Origin of the sequence: Sporosarcina sp. ANT_H38 (assembly GCF_008369195.1) — a bacterium.
Lineage (GTDB): Bacteria > Bacillota > Bacilli > Bacillales_A > Planococcaceae > Sporosarcina.
Genome location: NZ_VOBC01000001.1, coordinates 1692124 through 1717806, shown reverse-complemented (window position 1 = coordinate 1717806; position 25683 = coordinate 1692124). Strand labels below are relative to the sequence as shown.

The 25683-nt window shown below is 39.0% G+C and carries 26 protein-coding genes, 1 pseudogene and 1 riboswitch; of the genes and pseudogenes, 20 read left to right on the top strand and 7 right to left on the bottom strand.

The window, feature by feature from the left end:
* Positions 1-50: 50 nt before the first annotated feature.
* The 5 genes from FQ087_RS08180 (at position 51) to FQ087_RS08160 (ending at position 3859) form a co-directional block, all read left to right on the top strand.
* A complete protein-coding gene (locus FQ087_RS08180) occupies positions 51-1169 on the top strand; it encodes an NAD(P)/FAD-dependent oxidoreductase (protein ID WP_149579971.1) in 1119 nt (372 codons plus the stop codon).
* Positions 1170-1335: 166 nt separating this feature from the next.
* A complete protein-coding gene (locus FQ087_RS08175; protein WP_149580810.1) occupies positions 1336-1836 on the top strand; it encodes a YhcN/YlaJ family sporulation lipoprotein in 501 nt (166 codons plus the stop codon).
* Positions 1837-2159: 323 nt separating this feature from the next.
* Positions 2160-2546 (top strand): hypothetical protein, encoded by a 387-nt coding sequence (locus tag FQ087_RS08170; RefSeq protein WP_149579970.1) that lies wholly within the window; start codon positions 2160-2162, stop codon positions 2544-2546.
* 139 nt (positions 2547-2685) lie between these two features.
* A complete protein-coding gene (locus tag FQ087_RS08165; protein ID WP_149579969.1) occupies positions 2686-3441 on the top strand; it encodes an exodeoxyribonuclease III in 756 nt (251 codons plus the stop codon).
* A 25-nt stretch (positions 3442-3466) separates the two neighbouring features.
* Complete coding sequence (locus FQ087_RS08160) at positions 3467-3859, top strand: VOC family protein (RefSeq protein WP_149579968.1); 393 nt, start codon at positions 3467-3469, stop codon at positions 3857-3859.
* A 70-nt stretch (positions 3860-3929) separates the two neighbouring features.
* On the opposite strand, the gene FQ087_RS08155 is transcribed toward FQ087_RS08160, so the two are convergent.
* Together FQ087_RS08155 and FQ087_RS08150 are read right to left on the bottom strand one after the other, a co-directional pair.
* On the bottom strand, positions 3930-4856 hold the full coding sequence (locus FQ087_RS08155) for a YsnF/AvaK domain-containing protein (protein ID WP_149579967.1): 927 nt from the start codon (positions 4854-4856) through the stop codon (positions 3930-3932).
* Between the two features lie 405 nt (positions 4857-5261).
* Positions 5262-6464: a CynX/NimT family MFS transporter gene (locus tag FQ087_RS08150; protein ID WP_149580809.1), complete on the bottom strand. Its 1203-nt coding sequence runs from the start codon at positions 6462-6464 to the stop codon at positions 5262-5264.
* A 150-nt stretch (positions 6465-6614) separates the two neighbouring features.
* Positions 6615-6716, top strand: a riboswitch (purine riboswitch).
* 154 nt (positions 6717-6870) lie between these two features.
* On the opposite strand from FQ087_RS08150, the gene FQ087_RS08145 reads away from it, so the two are divergent.
* Together FQ087_RS08145 and FQ087_RS08140 are read left to right on the top strand one after the other, a co-directional pair.
* Positions 6871-7458, top strand: a complete 588-nt coding sequence (locus FQ087_RS08145) for a xanthine phosphoribosyltransferase (protein ID WP_149579966.1) — start codon at positions 6871-6873, stop codon at positions 7456-7458.
* On the top strand, positions 7455-8741 hold the full coding sequence (locus tag FQ087_RS08140; RefSeq protein WP_149579965.1) for a nucleobase:cation symporter-2 family protein: 1287 nt from the start codon (positions 7455-7457) through the stop codon (positions 8739-8741). Before FQ087_RS08145 ends, FQ087_RS08140 begins: the two co-directional genes overlap by 4 nt.
* Positions 8742-9359: 618 nt before the next feature.
* Here the strand turns inward: FQ087_RS08140 and FQ087_RS08135 are convergent.
* Complete coding sequence (locus FQ087_RS08135; RefSeq protein WP_149579964.1) at positions 9360-9689, bottom strand: DUF3889 domain-containing protein; 330 nt, start codon at positions 9687-9689, stop codon at positions 9360-9362.
* A gap of 461 nt (positions 9690-10150) precedes the next feature.
* On the opposite strand from FQ087_RS08135, the gene FQ087_RS08130 reads away from it, so the two are divergent.
* A complete protein-coding gene (locus FQ087_RS08130; protein WP_149579963.1) occupies positions 10151-11362 on the top strand; it encodes a NupC/NupG family nucleoside CNT transporter in 1212 nt (403 codons plus the stop codon).
* Positions 11363-11450: 88 nt separating this feature from the next.
* Here the strand turns inward: FQ087_RS08130 and FQ087_RS08125 are convergent, their stop codons facing one another.
* The 3 genes from FQ087_RS08125 to FQ087_RS08115 form a co-directional block, all read right to left on the bottom strand.
* A complete protein-coding gene (locus FQ087_RS08125) occupies positions 11451-11771 on the bottom strand; it encodes a DNA primase (protein ID WP_149579962.1) in 321 nt (106 codons plus the stop codon).
* A gap of 145 nt (positions 11772-11916) precedes the next feature.
* Positions 11917-13725 (bottom strand): cache domain-containing sensor histidine kinase, encoded by a 1809-nt coding sequence (locus tag FQ087_RS08120; RefSeq protein WP_149579961.1) that lies wholly within the window; start codon positions 13723-13725, stop codon positions 11917-11919.
* Between the two features lie 4 nt (positions 13726-13729).
* Positions 13730-14569 (bottom strand): response regulator transcription factor, encoded by an 840-nt coding sequence (locus FQ087_RS08115; RefSeq protein WP_149579960.1) that lies wholly within the window; start codon positions 14567-14569, stop codon positions 13730-13732.
* A gap of 339 nt (positions 14570-14908) precedes the next feature.
* On the opposite strand from FQ087_RS08115, the gene FQ087_RS08110 reads away from it, so the two are divergent.
* From FQ087_RS08110 to FQ087_RS22950, 9 genes and pseudogenes are all read left to right on the top strand, one after another.
* The gene (locus FQ087_RS08110) at positions 14909-16279 is read left to right on the top strand and encodes an ABC transporter substrate-binding protein (RefSeq protein WP_149579959.1); all 1371 of its coding nucleotides are present in this window, start codon (positions 14909-14911) and stop codon (positions 16277-16279) included.
* Between the two features lie 76 nt (positions 16280-16355).
* Entirely contained in the window at positions 16356-17252 is an 897-nt protein-coding gene (locus tag FQ087_RS08105) for a carbohydrate ABC transporter permease (RefSeq protein ID WP_149579958.1), read from the top strand.
* 15 nt (positions 17253-17267) lie between these two features.
* The gene (locus FQ087_RS08100; protein WP_149579957.1) at positions 17268-18149 is read left to right on the top strand and encodes a carbohydrate ABC transporter permease; all 882 of its coding nucleotides are present in this window, start codon (positions 17268-17270) and stop codon (positions 18147-18149) included.
* A 109-nt stretch (positions 18150-18258) separates the two neighbouring features.
* On the top strand, positions 18259-19176 hold the full coding sequence (locus FQ087_RS08095; RefSeq protein WP_149579956.1) for a dihydrodipicolinate synthase family protein: 918 nt from the start codon (positions 18259-18261) through the stop codon (positions 19174-19176).
* Positions 19177-19200: 24 nt separating this feature from the next.
* On the top strand, positions 19201-20187 hold the full coding sequence (locus FQ087_RS08090; protein ID WP_149579955.1) for an SGNH/GDSL hydrolase family protein: 987 nt from the start codon (positions 19201-19203) through the stop codon (positions 20185-20187).
* A gap of 39 nt (positions 20188-20226) precedes the next feature.
* The gene (locus tag FQ087_RS08085; RefSeq protein ID WP_149579954.1) at positions 20227-20904 is read left to right on the top strand and encodes an N-acetylmannosamine-6-phosphate 2-epimerase; all 678 of its coding nucleotides are present in this window, start codon (positions 20227-20229) and stop codon (positions 20902-20904) included.
* A 25-nt stretch (positions 20905-20929) separates the two neighbouring features.
* A complete protein-coding gene (locus FQ087_RS08080) occupies positions 20930-21496 on the top strand; it encodes a GNAT family N-acetyltransferase (protein ID WP_149579953.1) in 567 nt (188 codons plus the stop codon).
* 95 nt (positions 21497-21591) lie between these two features.
* A complete protein-coding gene (locus tag FQ087_RS08075) occupies positions 21592-22374 on the top strand; it encodes a class I SAM-dependent methyltransferase (RefSeq protein ID WP_149579952.1) in 783 nt (260 codons plus the stop codon).
* Between the two features lie 21 nt (positions 22375-22395).
* A pseudogene (locus FQ087_RS22950) lies at positions 22396-22497 on the top strand (class I SAM-dependent methyltransferase); the annotation flags it as partial.
* Between the two features lie 292 nt (positions 22498-22789).
* On the opposite strand, the gene FQ087_RS08065 reads toward FQ087_RS22950, so the two are convergent.
* A complete protein-coding gene (locus FQ087_RS08065; protein ID WP_149579951.1) occupies positions 22790-23692 on the bottom strand; it encodes an aldo/keto reductase in 903 nt (300 codons plus the stop codon).
* 70 nt (positions 23693-23762) lie between these two features.
* On the opposite strand from FQ087_RS08065, the gene FQ087_RS08060 reads away from it, so the two are divergent.
* From FQ087_RS08060 to fur, 3 genes are all read left to right on the top strand, one after another.
* On the top strand, positions 23763-24308 hold the full coding sequence (locus tag FQ087_RS08060) for an NUDIX domain-containing protein (RefSeq protein WP_149580808.1): 546 nt from the start codon (positions 23763-23765) through the stop codon (positions 24306-24308).
* A gap of 176 nt (positions 24309-24484) precedes the next feature.
* Positions 24485-25009 (top strand): hypothetical protein, encoded by a 525-nt coding sequence (locus FQ087_RS08055; RefSeq protein ID WP_149579950.1) that lies wholly within the window; start codon positions 24485-24487, stop codon positions 25007-25009.
* A gap of 94 nt (positions 25010-25103) precedes the next feature.
* Complete coding sequence (fur, locus tag FQ087_RS08050) at positions 25104-25562, top strand: ferric iron uptake transcriptional regulator (RefSeq protein ID WP_149579949.1); 459 nt, start codon at positions 25104-25106, stop codon at positions 25560-25562.
* The last annotated feature ends 121 nt before the right edge of the window (positions 25563-25683 follow it).

The following is a 25683-nucleotide window of genomic DNA, read 5'->3' as shown; positions in this document are numbered from 1 at the left end:
GTAAGAACTGGTATGATTAGAATAAAATCGAATTGGAAAAGGTGTTTATTATGAAGAAATTTATTATCATCGGTTCCGGAATTCTAGGAGCTTCGACAGCATACCATTTGGCGAAATCAGGCGTGGATGTGACAGTGATTGATCGCCATGATGCGGGGCAGGCGACAGATGCGGCAGCGGGAATCATCTGTCCATGGTTATCACAACGGAGAAATAAAGCCTGGTACGCACTTGCGAAGGGCGGGGCAGCATATTATACGTCGCTCATCCAACAGCTTGAAGAAGATGGGGAAACAGAAACGGGATACCGAATCGTGGGTGCGGTCAGCTTGCACACGGACGCTGTCAAACTAGAGGAAATGAAAGAACGTGCGATGAAAAGACGAGATGATGCACCTGAAATCGGTGATATACGTCAACTGAATTCCCTTGAAACATCAGAATTATTTCCTCCACTTTCAAGGGAATATGAATCTATTAAAATTAGCGGAGCGGCACGTGTCAATGGGCGTGCTTTGCGAAATGCGTTGGTCAGTGCTGCTAAAAAGCATGGCGCGGTCTTCGTACATGGGTCTGCAACGCTTATTGCTACTGACAATGTCATCAAGGGTGTTCAAGTAGAAGACCGTCAATTTTTAGCGGATAAAGTCATTATCACTGCCGGCGCATGGGCGGCAGAATTAGTGGAGCCGCTAGGCATTCATCTGCAAGTAAGTGCTCAAAAAGCACAAATCGTCCATTTGCAACTTGAAAATACACAAACCGCCGAATGGCCAGTCGTTATGCCGCCAACTGACCAATACATTCTTGCATTTGACGATGGGAAAATAGTTATTGGGGCAACGCATGAAGATGATAAGCAGTTTGACATGCGCGTTACTGCTGGAGGGTTGCATGAGGTGTTAGGTAAAGCCCTAGCGGTCGCACCAGGACTAGAGGACAGTACTTTTACAGAGGTGCGTGTTGGCTATCGTCCATTTACCCCCGGATTCCTCCCGATTATAGGAGCAGTTCCAGGAGCAAAAGGACTTCTACTAGCGAATGGATTGGGTGCTTCAGGATTAACAGTAGGACCTATTCTAGGCAAAGAACTAGCAAAAATGGCAATGGATGAGCCGGTTGAAATTGATCTTGAGTTGTATAAAGTTGCTAGTGCAATAAAAATTTAATAACAGTCACCTGAACGTAGTACTATAAATCACTTCATTCTCAAGCTAGTTTTTCAGCTTGAGAATTTTTTAATTGGCATCAAATTTTAAAATGTTTACATAAAAAAAGACAAAGCGACCATACTATCCTCACTGATAAATTGAAGGAGGGTTTTCATTGACTAAAATGTTGCGAGTTTTTGGCACCATGCTCATCATTTTTTCTTTGATGGGATGTGGAACGAAAAATACTGAAGAAGTAAATGACAATGCAGTAGGTACGGAAACAGAAACGGATGTAAATGACACAACCAACAATGATTCAACAACAGACGCTAATGTTAATGATGAGAGTGATCAAAAGCTGGAAGTGGCAGACGATGTTGCGGATAAAATTGTTGAAATGGAAGAAGTTGAAAGCGCAAACGTCATCGTAACTGACACGAATGCTTATGTGGCAGTCGTGCTGAAAGAAGGGGCGGATGGTTCTGAAGTAACTGAGGATAAGATTGCGGATGAGGTCAGGTCGGCTAATGCTGCTTTTAAAAATGTTTATGTATCGATGAACCCCGATTTTGTAAAACAAATGAACGAATATGGAACTAAAATCAGAGAAGACAAACCAGTGGAAGGATTCTTTGAAGAGTTTTCGGATGCAATGAAGAGAGTCTTCCCTGATGCTCATTAATTATCATTTTGCACGTTACTCTCTATAATAGGCGCCTAATTTAAAAAGAATGAAAAGCCTTTTCCTGTGGTTTTTAATTGGGTACGATTTGATGTTATGTTATTCCCTTATTACCTGCACAACACACAATTTATTAACGTGTGTTGTGCAGGTATTTTGTATTGAATTCAATTTAAATTTTCAATTATAAAGGCATTCCAATAGCTTTGGCGAATAAGATAAACTAACTACAGTGTTTTTGCGAGGGAGGAATAGTTATTCTACAGCCTGCAAAGGAAATACCGCCTGGCATCATTTTTATACCAGTAATGATACTACTGTTAATGTTCACTATACTAACTAATTTTAATTTAATTGGCTATAATTATAATTTTGAGGAAAATTCAACGTTCATAACTGTTGAAGAAGGTTTTTTTAACAAGGAAAAATACGATATTCCAATATATAACGATAGTGGAATATTAGTCTTGCAAGAAGTTATGTTACCCATTAATTCAGCGAATAATATATGGCAATCCGATATCATTCTAATCTCGCTTTTTATCGGGATGTTTGCTGAACTAATTCGTTCAGCCGATAAACAAAGAAAAAACTTTAAATGGTATGTGATAGTGTATGTAGTTACTTTTATCACTTTTATAGTATGGAATATTATTGCGCATGCAGGGTTGTTAGAAGAAATGAGCAACCTCAATAAATGGAATTTATAAATGTTGGAGGCATAGTAGAGCAATCGTTCTAAGAGTTTTTTTGCAATGAGTGATCCCATTCTCTATTGTGAAAAGTTGAACGTATGTTCTTTTATGGTATGATAGGAATAGGAAGTAACTAAAGGAGTTTAACATACAAATGAAACTAATTTCTTGGAATGTCAATGGATTAAGGGCATGTGTTGGCAAAGGTTTCTTGGAATACTTTGAATCAGTGGATGCAGATATCTTCTGCGTTCAGGAAGTAAAATTGCAAGAAGGACAAATCGATTTACAATTAGATGGTTATCATCAGTATTGGAATTATGCGCTGAAGAAGGGGTACTCCGGAACAGCTGTATTTACGAAAGAAAAACCGTTAATGGTGAAATATGGTGTTGGGGATTTGGAAACTGAAGGAGAAGGTAGGATTCTTACGCTGGAGTTCCCGCAGTTTTATTTGGTGAATGTCTATACACCGAACTCACAGCGTGATTTGGCGCGATTGCCTTTTCGCTTGGAATGGGAAAATGACATGCGTGAATACTTAAAGAAACTAAATGAAGTGAAACCGGTCATTTTATGTGGTGATTTAAATGTCGCACACCAGGAAATAGATGTACGAAATGTGAAATCGAACATAGGCAATTCCGGCTTCACTAGTGAGGAACGCGGCAAAATGACAGAGCTATTAGGGGAAGGATTCATCGATACATATAGGTACTTCAATCCGAATCTAGAAGGAGCATATACTTGGTGGTCATACATGAGCAAGGTGAGGGAGCGGAATATTGGGTGGCGAATTGATTATTTCATCGCCTCCAATCAACTAGAGCCACTATTGAAAGATGCTGCTATCCATTCACATATACTCGGCAGTGACCATTGTCCAATTGTATTGGAAATTGAGTTATAAGAAAAAATGTTAGGGGAGATAAATGATGGGCACTACAGATCAAAAAATATCGACGTTTCTAATGTTTGAAGGAAATGCGCAAGATGCCATGAATTTCTACACATCCGTTTTTGATCAATCGGAAATCCTTAATGTACTTCACCATGAAAACGGCACAGTCATGCATGCCACATTCAAAATTAAAGGACAAACGTTCATGTGCATTGACAGTACCATCAACCACGAGTTTACATTCACTCCATCTATTTCGCTGTTTGTAACATGTGACACAGAAGAGGAGATTGATCGGCTTTTTGAACAGCTATCACAGGATGGACAAGTCCTTATGTCGCTTTCTGCAACGCCAGTCAGTGAAAAGTTCGGTTGGGTAGGGGATAGATTCGGTGTCTCCTGGCAATTGAACTATGCCAAAAAATGATATAAGCCACTCCCCAAAAAGGAGCTTGCTTAAGTAGATGATCTACTTAAGCAAGCTCCTTTTCAAACTATTAAAATCGATTACGCTCTTTTAAAGGATCATAATCTAATTCATTGCTCTCAAATTGATTCGTTTCTAGTGAATCATTGACGGTTCCGTCATGGTCATCAAGTACACCATCCGACCGATCGATATCCGCTTTTTCACGTCGCATAGTTTCGTTAACCGTTTCCGTATCATGAACTTCTCGTTTACCAACGATAATTTCTTCACTAACGATAGGACGTTTTGTCACTTCAACCCGCTCTTCCATAACGGGAATATGAATGCTTTTGCCGTCATCAAACACTTTTCCAGCAGCGGTCTCGTCAGTTACAGCACGCCGTTGAATGTACACTTCTTCTCGGGTTACTGGCACTTCAACCGTTTGCGTATCTTTGACAACACGCTTATTGACGTTCACTTCACCCGCCTGATATCTTTTTTTGTCTACATTGAGCTTCTCTTCATGCAATCGTAGACGTTCTTCCCGTTCTACATCCGTGTTCAATCCTTTGCTGTTCATTGCTAGATTCGGATTATCATAATCATCAACGACAAGATTAGAGCCGATGTTAGGATCTGTATAACCTGTTTGATATTCTGTCTCTAGATTTCCAGAGAGATCGCCGAATTCCCGATCCACGTAGAGTAGAATTCCACCCGCTTTGACTTCATCGAAATAACGGTTGGATTCTTCTTCGGTGAATCCCATTTTAGTAAAAGCACCTTTGACGGGTTCATCTCCGCTAAGAAAAGCAAGGAACTTGTCCATCCAATTTCCTTCCGGCGACCGGAGCTCCACATCTGTTTCCCCTCGGACAATGGATAACGTATCCGCGTCATTTGTCACAATATAAATTTCATTTTCAGTATAACCTTGGGCTTTTAACTCATCGATTTTATTCAAGACTTGGGTTTCACTTTGGAATGTACCTACAATTTTTTTGTCAGCCATTTCAATTTTCCTCCTAAGATTTTCGTAGTGTTGGTGCTAGTCTGTAAAATACCCTGCTTACGAATAATGAAACCTATCCGCGATTTGCTGAAGTATTTAGAATTAATGCGATTAATTACCCGTTGAAATCATATGATAAGGAGCAGCTGAAGCAAACAATTGACAGGATTGAAAGATAACTATATCAATCTACCTCGGCAGAAATGGCAAGCACTCTAGGGGATTTTTGGCGTTAGGTTAGACTTGGGAGCTATTTTGACAGTGATGTGTTTAGTTAAAGTCAATATGAACAAAAAGGATAAAATCGAAACGCATGTTGTCGAGTAAGAAAACGATACATTGAAAAAGTGCTGCAAACCAATATGGTTTACAGCACTTTTTTGTTAGTCGACTATTTCTAAGCACTTACTCCGGAGTAACGAAAGTGTTTTTGCCTGCTTTCATGCCGGATAGGAAAACGATTAAGGTTGCGCCGATAATAATCAGCATCGGAACTGTCCAGCCGGATGTGAAATCGTGCAATAAACCGAATAATACAGGTCCGATGGCTGCAAGTAAGTAGCCGAAAGACTGTGCCATACCTGATAAATCTGCAGCTTCATGTGGTGTTCGTGTACGTAACGAGAAGAACATCATTGACAGTCCAAATGCCGCACCGCCTGCAATGCCAATCATAATCATCCACAATGGAACGAGCGCGGTTCCGCCTACCATGATACCCCCGTAACCCAAGAGGTATAAGAGGGCTACCCCTGCTACAATCCAACGTTGATCTTTTACTTTACCTGCTAGGATGGGAACGATGAATGTCATTGGTAATTGAGAAAATTGTAAAAGGGAAACCATCCAACCAGCGCTATCTGGACTTATTCCTTGCGTTTTTAACACCTCAGGCATCCATGCCGAAGTCGTGTAAAATATCAACGATTGGAACCCCATGAAGAAGGTAACACTCCATGCCAATGGAGAACGCCATAAAATAGGAGATTTAGATGTTTTTGTTGGCAATTTCACAGAGTCGGGCATTCTCTTGTTTTTTAGTTGAGGTAGCCAGACGAGTAGTGCTATAAATGTTAAAAGTGCCCAGATACCTAATGCGCCTTCCCATCCAAACTGTGTTTCATGGGCAAGTGGTACACTGATGCCAGCTGCTATGGATGCGGATAAATTCATCGAGACAGAATAAATGCCTGTAATTAGACCGATATGAAGCGGAAAGTTGAGTTTTATCAAACCGGGCAATAAGACATTTCCAAATGCAATAGCAAGTCCTATCAGGAAAGTTCCGATGAGCAAATTAGGTGTTGTGCCTAATGAACGAATAATGATGCCCGCGGTCAATAAAATGAGAGATACGAATAATGTTACTTCCATCCCAAAGCGACGTGCAATTTTCGGAGCGAACGGTGAAATGATTGCAAAGGCGAGTAAGGGGATAGTCGTTAGAAATCCCGCTAGCACATTTGAAATGGCCAAACTTTCTCTAATGGAGGAGATTAAAGGTCCGACAGATGTTAGAGGCGATCGAAGTGTGGACGCAATGAAAATTATTCCTATAAGAAGAAACCAAGTATTTCGTGCGAATTTCAATTTTTTATTTGTATACATGGAATGTGGATTGTTCAAGATAATGCCTCCAAAGTCTATTTGTTTCATCAACAATAACACATTTACCGTGTATAATACGTTCATTGAATTGTATGAATCCTCTTTTTACTTAGAGGGCGTTGAATTTTGAACTTCCCATGCTATACTAAAAACATTCTAATAGCATTCGCTCATATAATCGCGGGGATATGGCCCGCAAGTTTCTACCGATTTGCCGTAAATAAATCGACTATGGGAAGCAACGGATTGAAAAAGTCGTACTCATTAGATTGGGTATGTCTCTTTCTTTTCCATTCGGCAAATAAGCTCGAATGACATTGCTCCACTCATGGTTTGATTGGATGCACGGTCATAGGGCTTATTTTTTTGGCTCTTGATTGTGAAAACAAGAAGGAGGAAAAATAAAATGAAATTGTTAAAAGATAAAATTGTAAAAGACGGTAAAGTGTTATCGAATCAGGTGCTGAAGGTAGATTCGTTTTTGAATCATCAAATCGATCCACCACTTATGCAGTCAATAGGGGCAGAGTTTGCAGAACGATTTAAAGACGCAGGTATTACGAAAATCCTAACGATTGAATCATCGGGTATTGCTCCATCAATGATGGCGGGCTTGATACTAGGTGTACCGGTAATTTTTGCACGTAAACGCAAATCATTAACGTTAGTGGATCACCTCTATACGGCTAGTGTTCATTCATTCACAAAAAACGAAACAAATGATATTTCCGTTTCCAAAGATTTCATTACAGCACAAGATACAGTTTTGTTAATCGATGACTTCCTTGCGAACGGACAAGCTGTACTTGGGTTGTTAGATATCATTGAACAGGCTGGGGCGAAGTTGTCAGGTGTTGGCATTGTTATCGAAAAAGGTTTCCAACCTGGCGGGGCGCTAATCCGTGACCGTGGCATCCGTGTAGAATCTCTTGCAATTATTGCTTCACTCGAAAATGGACAAGTGACATTTAGTGAGGAGGAAACTTCCAAGTGAGCAATCCACTTAAGTCAACTGCTTTAGGGCTTCAACATGTTTTGGCGATGTATGCGGGGGCAGTCCTGGTACCATTAATTGTTGGGGATGCACTCGGCCTAACTTCTACACAATTGACTTATCTTGTTTCCATCGACATATTAATGTGCGGGATTGCAACGATTTTACAAATTATGAATAACCGTTTCTTCGGAATCGGTCTGCCAGTCGTATTAGGCTGTTCGTTTACAGCAGTTGGGCCAATGATTTCGATTGGCACCGAGTCTGGGATTTCCGCTATTTACGGGGCAATTATCGTTTCGGGCCTTTTCGTCATTGTTATTAGCCGATTTTTCGGTACGCTTGTACGATTTTTCCCACCTGTAGTTACTGGTTCTGTCGTAACGATTATCGGGATTACGTTAATTCCCGTGGCTATTAACAATATGGGTGGGGGTCAAGGTGCAAGTGATTTCGGCTCATTGTCGAATTTAGCATTATCTTTCGGAACGTTGGTTTTTATTCTCCTAGTCTTTAAATTTTCGACTGGTTTCTTCCGAGCTATTTCTATCTTACTTGGTTTGGTTGTTGGGACTGTTGCAGCAACATTTATGGGGAAAGTTGACTTCTCAGCCGTTCGGGATGCAACCTATTTCCATATGGTAGAGCCTTTCTACTTCGGTATGCCGACTTTTGAATGGCCGGCTATAGTCACGATGATTCTTGTTGCGATGGTTTCACTTGTTGAATCGACAGGGGTTTACTTTGCACTAGGTGATATTTGTGAGCGAGACATAAAGAAAAAAGATCTTGAAAAAGGTTATCGCGCGGAAGGGATCGCTATCCTACTAGGCGGTATTTTCAATGCATTTCCGTATACGACGTTTTCACAAAATGTCGGCTTGATTCAAATGTCAGGTGTCAGATCACGAAAAGTTATTTTGATCGCGGGTATTATGCTGCTTACGCTTGGTTTTGTTCCTAAAATCGCAGCGTTCACAACAATTATTCCGAATGCTGTTTTAGGCGGTGCTATGCTTGCTATGTTCGGAATGGTCGTTTCTCAAGGGATTAAGATGTTAAGTAAAATCATTACTGATTCTCAAGAGAATTCAATGATCATTGCTTGCTCAATTGGGATTGGGCTTGGTGTGACTGTCGTACCTGAACTTTTCGCACAATTCCCTTCAAGTCTCAATATTTTAACGAGTAACGGTATTGTTGCGGGTAGTGTCACTGCGATTGTGTTGAATATCTTATTTAATATGTTACCTTCGCGAAAGAAAAATTTAAAAACTGAATAAAGTACCCTACATATTTTGATGTTGAAAATAGTTAAATAGAGCTACCCTATAAAAAAACACCTTCGATAAATGCACTTTTTAAAAGTGAATCATTTACGTAGGTGTTTTATTTTGTCTTAGTAATTTAAGTTAGTGGACTTATAGGGCTTTCGAAAAATGCTTCTATTATATAGACCCATAGATATTATATGTTTTACCAAATTTTTTTTGATTTTTTAGGATGGATTTTATCCACCAATAATACATATCAAATCCCATCTTTTTAAAAAATAGTTCAACGAAGTTTTCTCTTATAAGATAAGTTGCTTCACTTCTATTTTTAATTTTAATCTAGATTTCAATATGTATTTGAGGGATGTAACAAGAATTTTATAGTGATTATGATCGGAATATCAATAACTTTTTTAAAAACTCTTCAGCTTCTTGATGGGTATCATTAACTACCTAATACCCATCTTCCAAGTCCATTTCACCTAACTGTTTATCACTTGCTACCATATAATTCATCCCAAAGAAAAAAGAAACATTCCGCTTAATTAAGACTCCAAATTATAGGGGTTTAATATTGGTGTTACTTGAAAAAAGATTTATCGAATTGAATGGTATCGACTGTGATTTTTATCTAGAAGTTTCCTCCATTTCAATAGTAATTACTTTTTCAGTCACGGTAGTATACTCAATTCTTACAAAAACACCGAATTCTTTGTCACCATCTTTCAACCATAACTTAAATTTTTCAATTGTCGAATCAACTTTAGATTCGCTTCCTTCATGCAGATAGTCAATAATATTCGCATTGGGATATTTTGATTGCGTCTCTTTTATAGCGAGCTGTCCCCACTTAGCGTAGGCTGGAACCTCTTGTTTTGTATGAGTAATAGTGGGAATATGTGTTGATACAGAATTAACTGTCATAAATATTCCAAGCGCGACAACTGTTTTTCGCATAATTGATTACATCTCCTTTATTATAGGATGAGTAATTTTCTTGAAAACATTCTATAACCAGTTCCTTGTCCTCGGTTAATCAACTTTTCTAATTCAGATGATCTATTCTTCATTATAAAATTGACAGCGGCAACAGAATATAGATAGAGGACAATTGTAAGGAATATCCTATTGGTCGACTGTATTGACTTAAAAGGGGTGTTCTTTTTTCGTTGTCTTATAATGTGAGCATATTCAAAAAAAGAAGAGTAAATACTGAAAAATGTGGAATACTAACTGCTGAATCGTTTTGAAAACATAGTTTTTCTTGTTTTTCGCACAATATATTTACTTATGTCATTTCCTTTGCTAAACTCATCTAGTTGTATGACGTCAGACAACTATTTATTCTACATAGTGCGAATTGGCGTAGTAGTAACAAAATTACAAATGGAAAACTTCCATATGAAGAGGTGTACTAGTTGAATTTATTGTGGGGGCTTTTAGGTATAGTAGTGGTGTTAGGAATTGCATTTCTTTTATCCAATGGAAAGAAATCAATTAATTACCGAACTATCGCCGTTGGTTTGATCATACAAGTGTCGTTTGCATTCGTCGTTCTAAAGTGGGAAGCAGGAAGAGCTGGGTTAATATGGTTTTCCGGGTTGGTGCAAAATGTTATCAATTATGCTGGAGAAGGAGTTGCCTTTGTTTTCGGCCCGGCAGCAGATGTTGACGGATTTGGTTTCGTTTTTGCATTCCAAGTGTTGACGATTATCATTTTCTTTTCTTCCTTGATTTCCGTGCTATATTATCTTGGAATTATGCAGATGGTTATCAAACTGATCGGAGGAGCATTGTCGAAACTGCTCGGTACGAGTAAAGCAGAATCGGTGTCAGCTGCGGCGAATATATTTGTCGGACAGACAGAAGCTCCACTAGTGATCCGACCGTTTTTGGCCAACATGACGAAGTCTGAGCTTTTTGCAGTCATGACAGGGGGACTTGCGTCTGTTGCAGGGTCCGTGCTTGCGGGTTATGCGCTTTTGGGTGTACCACTTGAGTATTTGATTGCAGCAAGCTTCATGGCGGCACCTGCAGGTCTAGTAATGGCAAAAATAATGATACCCGAAACTGAGAAGTCAGATGTTGCTGAATTTGAGATGGGAAAAGATCAGGAATCAGTGAACGTTATCGATGCAGCAGCACGTGGGGCAGGGGATGGATTAAAACTTGCGCTCAATGTCGGTGCAATGCTATTAGCGTTCATCGCGCTTATCGCTATGATGAATGGCATGTTAGGTGGACTCGGTAAGTTAATTGGTTTCGAGTCGTTAACGGTTGAAGGAATTCTAGGCGTTCTATTTGCACCGCTTGCGTTTGCTATTGGTGTCCCTTGGTCTGAGGCTGTTACAGCAGGCGGATTCATCGGTCAAAAGCTTGTGTTAAATGAATTTGTAGCCTATGCATCATTCGCTCCAGAAATTGCTTCACTTAGCCCTAAAACAGTTATCGTCGTCAGCTTTGCTCTTTGTGGCTTTGCAAACTTAAGTTCTCTCGCTATACTTCTTGGGGGCTTAGGTGCTCTTGCGCCAAGTCGACGTCCTGACATTGCAAGACTCGGTGTTCGCGCCGTAGCAGCGGGGATGTTAGCTTCATTATTGAGTGCTGCAATTGCGGGAATGTTTATTTGAAAATTAAATTGTGTATACCAAAAAAGACTGAATGGCCATTGTGCCATCCAGTCTTTTTGTATGCTAAGCGCTTTTGCAGTTGTTCAAATCAACCATTGCTGCCATCTTCGATATTTTCGTCATCTTTCTTATCATCACCGCCATTTTCGATGTCAGCACCTTTATCCGCTCCATCGTCAGTATCTACGTCAACATCGGTATCTGTTCCATCATCAGTTCCACCATCAGTATCTAAATCCACATCTGTATCCGTACCATCGTCTGGATTGACTTCTTCTACAGGATTATTTACATCTACGTCAACATCGTCGTCATCCCCATCTCCACACGCAGCAAGCATTCCGACTGAGAGTAATGTTGCTGCTCCAAGTTTCAACCATTTCTTTTCACCATTAAGTTTCAAATCCATTTCAATCTCCTCCAAAAGTTTATTAAGTTGGATAATGCATATTATTGTAATACCCAACGTTTTATAATGTTAACCATTTAATTTGTTTTTTTAGATATATCAAAGGAGCATGATGCTTTTAGTATTGTTTCATATTTTGTCAATTTCATGGTCTAGCTGGTATTCGTATAGTTACCGTTGTACCTACTCCGAGTAAGCTATCAATCTCAATACCATATTGATCACCATAATAGTACCGAATTTGATCATGTACATTTTTAAGCCCGATATGTTCTTCGGTTAATGTATTGGAAACCTGTGCAAGGCGATCTTGCAAGTGCCGAAGTTGTTCTTCATCAATGCCGACCCCATTATCTTTCACTAAAATTAGCATATCCTTACCGGAAAAAGTAGACGAAACTTCGAGTACTCCAGCTCCATACTTGCGCTCTAACCCATGAACAATCCCATTTTCGACAAGGGGCTGAAGGGAGAAATGCAATAGTCGCATAGATTCACTAGTTGGGGCTAAGTTTTCGATATACTGAATTTTATCTCCGAATCGCATTTGTTGTACTTGGATATACAGGCGGATATGGGTCATTTCTTCTTCCAATGTGATCGTTTCTTTTCCACTTTGGATATTGATTCGAAACAACTGTCCGAGTACTCCAATCATTTCAGCGATATCACGTTGTTTGTTTAACACCGCTTTCATTTGAATCGATTCAAGCGCGTTTGCTAAAAAGTGTGGATTGATTTGACTTTTTAGTGCACGGTAATGTGCTAGCTTTTGTTGTGCTTTTAAGACAGAGGAACGTTCAATATAATCCTGTATGTCCGTCACCATCTTACTAATCCCTTGATAAAGTCCGCCAAATTCATCCTGACGTTTACTAGTCAAGTTAACATCGAATTTTCCTCTTCCAATCATTTTCACTTGCCTACTTAAGTAGATAATGGGTTCGGTTACACGTATGTATAAGATCACCATAAATAACATAGCCATACCAATGGAAAAGAAAGCTAACCCTAAAATAACTTTGCGAAGCATGTCCGCATGTTTAGTCATTTCCTGTTCTTCTATATACTGAATAACTGTCCAGCCTGAGTAGGGGGAAGTAACAAAATTAAAAAATGAATAGACCCCGTCTACTGGTGCGTAAAAGTTTCCAAACTCCTCATTTGAATCTGTTAGGAGAGGTTGGATAGCTGGTTTAAATGCCATGGCGGAGTCAATTTGATCAAGGTCAGAAGCGTAAATGACGGTGCCGATAGGATCGAGAATAACAAAATTCCGATTATGATTTTCTGATAAATCCAGGATGTTACGTAATGAATCTAAACGGATATCAATAAGCAAAACACCTAACGGTTGTCTGCTTCCACTTTTGTTAATCACTCTTGCGATTGATATCACAGATTCATTGGGATTAACCCGATTAAATGGTTGGTGAGTACCAAATAAAACGATTTTCCCTTTTTGCGCAATGGTTTGTTTATACCATTCTTCATTTGTTAAGTTACTTACATCGTAAACGGATTTTTTAAGAGTCGAATAAAATACGCGGTCACCTATATAAATTTGGACACTATCGACATTCTCAATTGTTATTTCGATTGTACTAATAAAATGTTCAATCGCATTTTCATATTCTAAACTTTGAACATTGTCGCGTTCTGAATCATTTACCCCCCAGTTCTCAAGTGCGTTTTGTAGTTTACTGTCCATCTGTGCTGTAAGTGCACCCATCTCGATACTCTGCAAATATTGATCGAAATTAAATGATAAATTGTTAAGAATGAGATTCGAACTGTTTTGATATTCATTTTTAGCTGATTGGATTGAAAATATATAAATCATTACGGATAAAATCAACAGCGGAATGGTAATCGTTAGAATCATAAGGACAAATATTTGATGATTGACGTGTTTGAATCGGAATAATTGTAAGAAGCTTTTTAATTGGTTCATAGCATCATAACCGTAACTGTTTTCTATATTCTGTCGGTGTCATTCGAGTGATAGTTTTAAATACTTTTACGAAGTGTTTATAACTTTTATAACCACACATAATAGATACTTCGGTTACGGAATATTGCGATATTTTTAAACACTGTAACGCATATTTAATTCTTATTTCACTTACAAAAGTCATGTAGTTTTTATTTAATTTTGTTTTAAATAACCTACTTAAATAAGATGGATTATAAAAGAAATGTTCGGCGACCATATTAAGAGTTATTTCTTGATCGATATGCTGTTTGATATAGGACTCTATTTTTGTGAAAAGTTGAAGGCCATCTAGGTTAGCCTGATTCTTGTCAATTAAATGTATTGAATTATGGACTTCTGCGAGCGCAATATCAGCCTCTTGATCTGTGCTTAGATTCAAGTCTTTTCCTGTCGGCAGTTCGAAGGATTGTGTTGTAAGTTGTTTAAGTCGTATTTTTTCTATGCAATTTATAATAACTGAAAAACTTTTTTCGTATTGCAACGGTTTGAGTAAATAATCATACACACCGCCATAATGAATAGCTTTTTGCGCATACTCAAATTCATTATGTCCTGTCAAGATAATGAAAAGGGTATCGGGTAGTTTTGGTCGAAGCTGTCCAATCATTTCAAGTCCATCCATTATAGGCATACGAATGTCTGTAATCACTAAATGAGGGAGCTCTATTAAAGCTGTATCCACTCCGTCTTTTCCATTTTCCGCCTCAACAATTGTGTGGAAACCTAATGATTTCCAATCAAAATATTGCTTTAACCCCGAACGTATGAGAGGTTCATCCTCAACAATCATCAATTTATACATCGTATTCCCCCAAATATGATTTGATAGTAGTTGTTGATTAATAGGATTATAGTATAAGCCCTCTAGAATTCTAATCTAAGTGTACACGATAAGAAATAATTCCCCAACAATCAATTCGTAGAAGATTAAATCTTTCTGAAACCGAAGCCTCTTTGGAGTTAGTGATTTACATATTAGAATTATTGAAGATTTCAAGAAGGTATGAAGCATTCATGTCAGAATAGAGCTATGAATGTAAAGTTCGTGGGATTGTCATGATTGGTTATTGACTTTATGCTTAAAACAGGAAATGAAAGCGCTTACCAATGTTTCCGGAAAATAAAAATAGGGGGAGATACTATGCAAGGTTCGAAAAAGAGTTTCAACTTGTTGGTTGCAATTGCTCTTGTACTATCACTATTTTTGGCGGCTTGTAGTCAAGACGCTGCTGAAGATAGCGAAGGTGGTAAAGACGCAGACAAAAATCCTAGTAACGACAAACAGGTGGAAATAACGTGGTGGAATTTCCCGAACTTCCAAGCTTTGGATGGAGAAGTAGGTAAGTATGAGAAAGAAATCATAGAGGCTTTCAATGAAAAAAACCCAGATATTAAAGTGAAGTTAGAGATGCTTACTTTTGAAGGTGGACCTGAAAAGCTGAATGTAGCTATTGCTACGAACACAGCGCCAGATATGATCTACGACGCTCCTGGGCGGATCATTGACTGGGGGAAGAAAGGGTTACTTGCGCCACTTAATGACATGATGCCAGATGAGGTGAAGAATGATATTTCTCCAGCGTTGATGAAGCAATCAATGGTAGATGATCAAGTTTATATGTATCCATTCAATACAGGCCCATTCATGATGGCTGTCAACAAGACTCTATTTGAGGAAATCGGCGAAGTGGATTTGCTGCCATTAGATCGACCAGATCGGACATGGACTGTAGCAGAATATGAGAAAGCATTACTTGCGGTTAAAGAAAAGGCTCCGGGCATCATTCCATCTGGATTCTATGCAAAGAGCGTTGCAGGGGATCAGGGAACTCGAGGATATATTACAAATCTAGGTGCTAGTAGATTTTTGAATGAGGATTATAGTGCAACTGCAATTAACTCAGAAAGCGGTATTAAAGGGCTTGAATGGGTTGTAAAAGCTTCAAGAAACGGGTTGGTGGCACCAGGCGCTGCTTCGTTAGACGCTGGGGATCATAATGATTTATTCTTGCAAGGTAAAATGGCATTTGCAATTAACTATTCTGCTGTACTTAAATCACTTTTTGCTCCAAATAAAACAGAAGACTTTGAGGATGTTTTACTTCCTTATCCAACACCGGACGGATCAGATCCAAAGCTTGAACCATTTCTTGGTGGTTTAGCAGTCTTCAATAATGATGACGATAAAAAAGTTGAAGCAGCAAAGAAATTGGTTGACTTCATCGTGAATGATCCTGAATGGGGCGAGAAGAACTTAATACAAACTGGAGGTTTGTCAGCGCGTAATTCTATCACAGGACTATATGAAGGGTCAGAGTATGATTATTCAGAGCTGGCACGTAAATTCATTACAGATCCACCAACGATCGCAGATGGCTATGCGGAAATACGTACTCACTGGTTCCCGGCATTGCAAGAAGCAATCCTTGAAACAAAAACACCTAAAGAAGCGCTAGATGAATTTGCAGAGAAAACTAATGCTACGATTGAAAAGGCAAAAGCAGCAAATTAAAAATTAAAGTGGAGAGGAGGAGCAGTGATTATAAGCTGCTCCTTTACATAAAGAACTAGATTGGGGTGAAAGAAGAATGTTAGCTACCATTCGTAAACCAAACAAAAACAAATTACGTGACTGGATGATGAGCTATTTATTTTTATTACCTGCGTTAACATTTTTCCTTATTTTTGTTGTATATCCGATGCTTAGAGGAATATACATGAGTTTTTTCGATTACAACATTACAAGTTTTGAATTTATTGGATGGGATAATTATGTAACGCTTTATCATGATAAAACATTCCATAAATCTATGATTAATACGATTGTACTTGTCGCAGTTGCTGTTCCTATCGTTATTGGTTTTTCTATTTTTGTAGCGATGTCCATCTATAAGAAAAGCGAATTTATAAGATCATTTTGTAGAGGTATATTCTATCTGCCTGCAGTGACTTCAGTGGTAAGTGTCACTGTCGTATGGGGTTGGATTTATCATCCGAATTTTGGAATCCTGAATTATATTACTAGTTTTTTTGGAATAGAGCCGGTCTCCTGGCTGGGAGATCCCAAAACGGCTTTGATGGCGATTACGGTTATATTAATCACGACTTCCGTTGGACAGCCGATTATTTTGTATGTTGCTTCACTCGGTAATATTCCAACTACTTATATTGAAGCGGCACAGATTGATCGAGCAACGCCGGGACAAATTTTCCGGAAAATTATATGGCCGTTACTGATGCCCACAAGTTTATATGTGATAGTCATTACGACAATTAATTCGTTTCAGTGTTTCGCTCTCATCCAATTGCTAACCTCTGGAGGTCCTATTTATAGCACATCGACCGTGATGTATGGCGTATATCAACAAGCATTTCTCCTCGGTAATTTTGGCTTAGCTTCTGCAATGGGTGTCATTCTAGCTATTGTCATTGGAGTGATTTCTATCATTCAATTTAAATACTTAGGCAATGATGTTGAGTATTAGAGGGAGGGGAACGTCGTGAAAACACAATCTCAGTTAAACAGGAAGAAAAAATTTAATCTATCTCCAAATAAAAAATGGTTTCGTGAATTAAGTGCATTAAAAATAATTTCTACTCTATTATTGATTCTCTCTGCACTATTCTTCATTTTTCCGTTTTATTGGATCGTCACGGGGGCATTTAAAGCCCAAGTTGTTGCGATAACGATACCACCAGAATGGTTTCCATTAAAACCAATACTGGATAACTGGGTAACATTATTTAGTAATCCAGTGTGGCGCTGGACATTTAATAGTTTCTTTATTGCAAGCAGTGAAATGATTGCAGTCTGTTTTGTAAGTGCTACAGCGGGTTTTGTCCTTGCAAAAAAAGTGTTTCCAGGGCGCAAGCTAATCTTTATCGTACTAATTGCTGCAATGGCACTACCTAAACAAGTTATTCTAGTTCCATTATTTACAATGCTAGCGGATTTCGGATGGGTAGATACATATAAAGGGTTAATCATTCCGGCAATCGGCTGGCCCTTCGGTGTTTTCCTTATGAAACAGTTTTCTCAAACGATACCTAATGAACTCTTAGAAGCTGCAAAGATGGATGGATGTGGTGAAATTCGTACGTTTTGGCATATTGTTATTCCAATGCTTAAACCAGCCTTAGGTGCTTTAGCGATCTTCACTTTCATGTTAAGTTGGAACGATTATTTCAGCCAACTTGTAATCACTCGGTCAACGGAAATGATGACACTGCCACTAGGAATCGCTACAATGCAGGGTGAACATAAGACCGATTACGGGGTCATGATGGCTGGTGCTGCACTTGCTTCTTTACCGATGATTGTCATATTCGCACTGTTCCAAAAGTCCTTTACACAAGGCATTACGATGGGCTCAGTCAAATGAAAAATTGCTTCGACGCTCGGCGAAAAGTCGCCCCTTATAAGGCGCCTTCGCCCAGATTACATAAATATATAGGTATCGAACTTATTTAGATAAGAGGGGAGAACAGAATATGTTACTAGATAAGTATAAAGGAATTATTCCAGCATTCTATGCTTGTTATGATGAATCAGGAGAGATATCACCAGAAAGAATTAAGGTGTTAGCGAACCATCTCTACGAAAAAGGCGTACAAGGTCTCTATGTTGGTGGAAGTTCGGGGGAGTGTATTTATCAAAATCTCGAGGAAAGAAAGGCGACATTGAAATATGTTGCCGAATGCTTGAAGGGAAAACTTACGTTAATCGCCCATGTCGGAGCGCCATCAACAAAGGACAGTGTTGAATTAGCGAAGTATGCGGAAGAATTGGGCTATGATGCGTTGTCTGCTATACCGCCAATTTATTTTCAACTGCCTGAAAGTGCAATTGAAAAGTACTGGACGGAAATTATGGATTCGACGGATTTGCCGTTTATTATCTACAACATCCCTCAAACGACCGGATATAGTCTTTCAATTAAATTACTCAAGAAGTTATTAAAGAACGACAAGTTAATAGGTGTGAAAAATTCTTCGATGCCAGTCATAGATATCGAAAGATTTAAAGCGACAGCTCATGAAGACTTTATTGTCTTTAATGGTCCAGATGAACAATATGTATCAGGAAGATTAATTGGCGCAGATAGCGGGATTGGAGGCACTTATGGTGTGATGCCAGAGTTGTTTCTAAAAGCAGAAGAGTTTGTATCAGCAGGTAACTTCTCGGAAGCGAGAAAAATTCAACATGACATTAATGACATCATTATTGCATTATGCTCATTGAATGGTTCAATGTACTCTGTTATTAAAGAAATCTATAAACTAAGAGGCGTAAATATTGGTAGCGTTAGAGGCCCATTGGAGCCGGTGTCTGGAGAAGATTTCGAAAAAATTGAAGGAATTAACAATAGGATTGACGAAGTAATAATGAAATATCGGATTCAAAATTAAAATGACGTAATTGGCGGTGTAGAAATGAAACCAATTTTCCTGAATTCAGAAACAGTGTTGGGTGCCATATCGCTTGAAAAAAGTGGAGGACTTATTAGTCCGTGGAGAATATTTTATGATGAAAAAGATTTTTATACGCCAAATCAACTTAACGGAACCGCAGAAATACCGGCAGGCGTTCGAATAACGTTCGAAACAAATTCACCAATAATCAAAGTGGAATTGGCGGCATCTGAAGTTGAAGTGGAATTCGATCTCCTAATTGATAGAGAATTAGTGAAGACAATAATTGTTAGTCCTAAGGATACATCCTTTACAGTGGATGGTCTTTTAGCAAAAAATAAATTTGTTGAAATCTATTTGTCTCAGCAACATAAAGTTGCCGTAAGAGATGTTTATATTGCTATTGATGCGAATTGGAACTCTCCTAATTCATTAAGGAAAAAATGGCTCGCTTATGGGAGTTCCATCACTCAATGCCACGCGGCGGAAAGTCCTTCAAAGACATGGCCCGCTATTACCGCGGCCGAATTGGATTTGGATTTAACCTGTCTGGGATTCAGTGGACAATGCCAGTTTGAACCAATGATTGCTAGAACGATTAGGGATACGCCTGTTAACTTCATTTCCCTTTGTGCGGGTATAAATATATATGGTGCAAACAGTTATAATGAGCGAACATTTCAAGCGATTATCATTGGATTTATAAAAATTATTCGTGAGAAACATACAACTGTTCCAATTGTATTAAGTTCTCCTATTTTTGGGGCGTTTAGAGAGGAAACAACTAATTCAGCTGGTTTTACGCTTATTGAAATGAGACAACAAGTACAAGAAATTGTAGAGATATTTAGAAGAAACGGTGATAACCACCTTTTTTATATAAATGGGTTGGATATCCTGGGGGAAAAACACGCGGGCTTGCTCCCCGATCAACTTCATCCAAATGCAGAAGGCTATAAGATGATGGGGCATAATTTTGCAAATGAGTTTAAGGAGTATTTTAAATAGAAATAAGGTTAATGGGGGTGTGATCAACTGAAAACTAAAATGGAAATTTTTACTGCCATAGAGCATGAACTTATTGTTTCTTGTCAGGCACTACCTGAAGAACCCATGCACAGCCCGTTTATTATGGGGAAAATGGCTTATTCCGCAATGAAAGGCGGAGCTAAAGGGATTAGAGCGAATAGTATTGAAGATATTAGAGAGATTAAAAAAACTGTGGATTTGCCGATCATTGGCATTATTAAAAGTATTTACGAGGGATCTGATGTGTTCATCACACCGACTATAAAAGAAATAGATTTGCTCTATCAAGAAGGTGTGGACATTATTGCGCTAGATGCAACCAATAGGATAAGGCCTGATGGTAAGCTCATAAGCGAAATTTTCCCTACCATCCGTGAGAAATATAGTGATCAAGTATTCATGGCCGATTGCTCAACGTATGAAGAAGCGCAAGGTGCTTATGAATTAGGATTTGATTGTTTAGGAACGACACTTAGTGGCTATACCGAATATACGCAAGGGACAAGCTTACCAGATACAGAATTGATCGAAAGACTTGTGAAGGATTTTCCTATCCCGATTATCGCAGAAGGTGGCATTTGGTTGCCGGAACAACTTAAGCGTGTGTTCGAACTAGGGGCCTACTCAGCTGTTGTTGGAACAGCCATAACAAGACCTATGGATATTACAAAAAGGTTTGTTGAAGCAATAAAATAAGATGTTTGAGGGAGTATATTGAAACATGAACGACTTATTTACAATAGACTGTGGAGAAATTTTACTAAGAGAATTTAGTGTTGAAGATGTTGATGCCATTTATGAAATCACTTCACAATCTGAAGTTAATGAATTTTTAGCAGATTGGACTTCAACAAAAGAACAACGTTTAGACTGGGTAACAAGTTATGAAATCCCGTCAAATAAAGATTTTTTATCAGCAGTGCCTACTATTGAAGAATGTAATTTTTTGAAATTAGGGATTATTTTAAAGGAAACTGGTGAGTTTATAGGTTTTTGCAATACGGGAATTAAAGAAGAGCTACCTGTCCCTAATAGAGAGATTAGTTATGCTATTTCAAAGCGCTATAGAAATAGAGGATATACAACAAAAGCAGTAAAAGGATTGATTAACTACTTATTTGATAAAACAAATGTGGATCTTTTAAATGCCATTGTTTTAACTCGAAATGTAAGTTCAAATAGAGTTATTCAAAAAAGTGGATTTAATTATTTGGGAGAAATTGAAATTGAAAACCAAAAGTTTTATCATTACACCCTTCAGAAGAGTGCATCCAAAAGTAATAAATAAACACTAGAGCCCCCGTTAACCCTTCTTGCACTAACCGGCAGTTTGCTTTATAAAGGTGACACAAAAGCAACCTAGCCAAAATAGGAGGTCTTACAATGGATACAACAAAGCAAAACAGTAACGCTTGGGATAAGAAAGTTGAAGAGGGGTCTAGATACACCCAATCTGTAAGTAGCGAAATTATTGAAAAAAGTAAATATGGTGAATGGGAAATTACTGTAACTACTGAAAAGTCGGTTCCAAGAAATTGGTTTCCGAAATCTTTAGATGGATTAAAAATACTTTGTTTAGCATCTGGTGGAGGGCAACAAGGACCAATTTTAGCTGCGGCCGGAGCAGATGTAACAGTTACTGATATATCTAAAAAGCAATTGCAGCAAGATGAAAATGTAGCTAAACGTGATGGACTAACTTTAAAAACGGTACAAGGTGATATGTCAGACCTAAGTGACTTTGAAGATGAATATTTTGATATGGTTGTTCATCCTGTTTCTAATTTATTTGTGAAAGATGTTCATCTAGTATGGAAGGAAGTTTCAAGAGTTTTAAAAGATAGAGGTATTTTAATTGCTGGATTTACTAATCCTTTATTATGGATTTTTGACGATAACCAAGAAAGAAAAGGTATTCTTGATGTTAAACATTCCATACCTTCTTCGACATTGGATCATTTGCTAGAGGATGAAGTTCAAGATTATATAAATTCAAGTCAAACAATAGAGTATGCACATACATTGGAAGACCAAATTCAAGGGCAAATTGAAGCAGGGTTTGTTATTTCAGGTTTTTATGAAGATGATTTTGGTGGAACAAGGATTTTAGACAAGCATATTAAAACTTTTATTACAACGAGAGCTATAAAGTTAAAGGTCGATTAAGAATTTTCTTATTCAACTAACGGGTGCGGCTTTGGTTGGCATTGTCGATTTGCACGTGGGTGGCAAGCAAGTGCAGTGGTAGGTGTCGATAGGTCTGGAAAAATACTTCTACGAGCTAACGAAGATGGAATCTTTTAAGTGAGTTAGTTACATATTATTACATTGAAAAAGGAGCTTAAACCCTAGTGGTTTGTAGCTCCTTTTTTGTGCTAGTAACCCGTGGCGAGCATAATACGACAGATGCCGATCATAATTGAAGCCTTGGCGGTCATAAGTGTGCCCTTGGCGAGCATAACGAGCTCCATGCCGGTCATAACAGGATGGGCGGCCTCTGTACAGTAAGAAACGCCTTGATACTGAGAGACAGTACTTAGATTCAGCGTAATTAGTTGATGTTTGCTCCTTTAGCCGAGAATCAAACGCGATGCTCATTGTAGTTGTGTATTTTCGCAATACTCTCTAGCTGTTTGATTTCTTCGTCTGTCGCTTTTTTCTCGTAAGCAATGATGGAATCGACCAATTGCTTAGTCGTCCTCGCGCCTATGAGAGCGGAGGCGACAGTTTGATCACGTAGTACGAAAGCAATCGCTGTTGCATGTAAGTCTTCTGATAGTTCACTAAGCGCTTCGACTGTACGTGTAAGTTCACTAGCATTATAGTCAACAAATCCATTCGCTTTTTCTGCTCTAGCCAATCCTTCATCTGTCAAAAATCCTTTGGCAATGGTCCCTCGCGTAATGACAGAGGCACCAGCCTCGCTGATCAGTGGAAACCATTCTTCTGGTCTACGGTCAAGCAGATTATATTGCATCATGACAGAGACTGCTGAACTAGTATCCAAGAATCGCTTTATAACATTTGGACGAATCGATGAAATACCGTATTGCCGAATAAGCCCGTCTTTTTTTAAGCTTTCAAATGCATCAATGGTGTCCTCTACATTGTCCTCCATTGTCCCACCATGGAGCTGATAGACATCGATATAATCTGTCCCGATGCGTAATAGGCTATTTTTGACGGCCTCCATAATATGCTCTTTAGATGAATCCCATGTCCATCCATTACCATCAGAGTTCATTTTGTTACCGGCTTTCGTAGCGAGGATTATGTCCTTCCGTTTTCCTTTCAGCGCCGACCCTAGAATTTCTTCATTTATACCGCCACTATATAAATCGGCTGTATCAAAGTAATTGATGCCTGCGTGAATTGCTGCGTCGACGATGGTTTTTGATGTAGCCAAATCATCTGGCAGAGACATGCAACCGAGTCCGATTTCGGAAACGTATAGACCGCTTTTACCTAACTCTCTTTTCTTCATGAAAGCACCTCCTGTTTTGTCCATGGTACAATGATGGAATCAGAAATTCTATAAGAAAGGGTTGAAAATGATGAATAAATATGAAGAAAAAACCATTTCAGGAGAAACTCTTTATAAAGGAAAAATTATCACACTCCGTATTGAGGAGGTAGAACTTCCTGATGGCAAGAAAGCGACACGTGAATTGATCAAACATCCGGGGGCAGTTTCCGTCATTCCGATTACTGCTGATGGGAAAATTGTGCTCGTTGAACAATATCGAAAAGCGCTGGAACGGACACTTATTGAAATTCCGGCGGGGAAAATAGATCCGGGAGAGGAACCGGCAGTGACCGCGGTCCGCGAGCTGGAAGAAGAAACGGGGTACGGTGCGAAAGAATTCACCTACATCCAGTCCTTCGCAACGTCTCCTGGTTTTGCAGATGAAGTAATTCATATGTATCTAGCACAAAATCTGTATAAAATAGAAAACCCTGCTGCAGGGGATGAAGATGAATTCATAGGTCTACTAGAAGTGACACTTGAAGAAGCGCAAGAAATGGTTGTGTCAGGAAAAATTTACGATGCAAAAACTGCGTTCGCTGTTCTTTATGTCAAAAACCTTTTATCAAAGTGACCTAAATTAGAACGGACAAGCATATATTGAACCAATCGTGTTTTTACGGGCAGTTGACTCCCATTTACAATTTCTTCTTACGCCAAACCTTGAATGGGAGTCTTATGACGTACAGGACGTCACGTTTCTAGTCGGCCTGCCCGTTAATGCGGGGTAAACTATGCGGAGGTGCAGCAATGGTCCGTTCTTTATCGTTCATCCACTTATTTGTCATTCTTGCCATCAGCTATATCGGTGGGGCGCTCTTGTTTCGTGAGATGTCTGCGACAGGAGTAGAGAGAGTAATTTCTTTCTATGATGCCCGAGTCGTTCAAGGCCATGATGCAGGGTATATTAGACCCGTTGGAACGTCGGCTTTATTTTTCGTAATTACCTTTGCGTTGGCGTCATTCAGAAAAACGCGATTCACCGTATTGTTTTTTGGAGCAGTAAAATGTGTTCTGTTCGGCATGTCATCTGCCTATCTACTTGGTTCAGGCATGAAAATGATGGAGTATGCAATCTGGTGGTTTCCGTTCCAATTCCTTATTTGTTTCTTATTTCTTGTATATTGTGCAATTCTCAGTCCACCTTATTTTATGCGTTCAACGATTGGGAAGAAATCGAGTATACCCAATACACGTGCTTTACCGACGATAATAGGCATGTCGATTGCGGTGATTGCTATCGAAATCATCGTCTTTCAATTCATTTTGAAATAGAATATGTTCTTCTTTAATTATCTGTTCGCCCCCTTTCTGTTGTCATAAGGAAAGTCCATTTGTTATAATGGATACAGTTTGAGGGGGGCGTCGTATGGAGAGCCGAATCGATCGGATAAAAAAACAATTGCATGGGGCCAGCTACAAGCTGACACCTCAGCGTGAAGCGACGGTTTTGGTCCTCCTTGAGCATGAGGAAGATCATCTGAGTGCTGAAGATGTATTTTTGCTAGTCAAAGAGAAAGCACCGGAAATCGGGCTTGCTACCGTATATCGCACGCTGGAATTGCTAACTGATCTTAAAGTAGTCGATAAAATTAATTTTGGAGACGGCGTATCAAGATATGATTTGCGGCAGGAAGGTGCTGCTCATTTCCATCATCATCTAATATGCATCAAATGTGGAACAGTGGATGAAATTCAGGAGGATCTTCTCGGAGATGTTGAAAAGATCGTTGAAAGTCGTTTTGAATTCGCTATTAAAGACCATTGGTTAACATTTCACGGTATTTGCAAAAGATGTATTTCTGATGCGGATGATAGTGAAGAATGACAAGAGGGATAGCATAATGCTGTCCCTTTTGTCGTTTTACATAAATCTGTTATCACCGAAAGGGGGAAGGGATTTGTTAAAGTTGAAAGCAGATGGAAACTGTTTTTCTGATTCCCTCTGG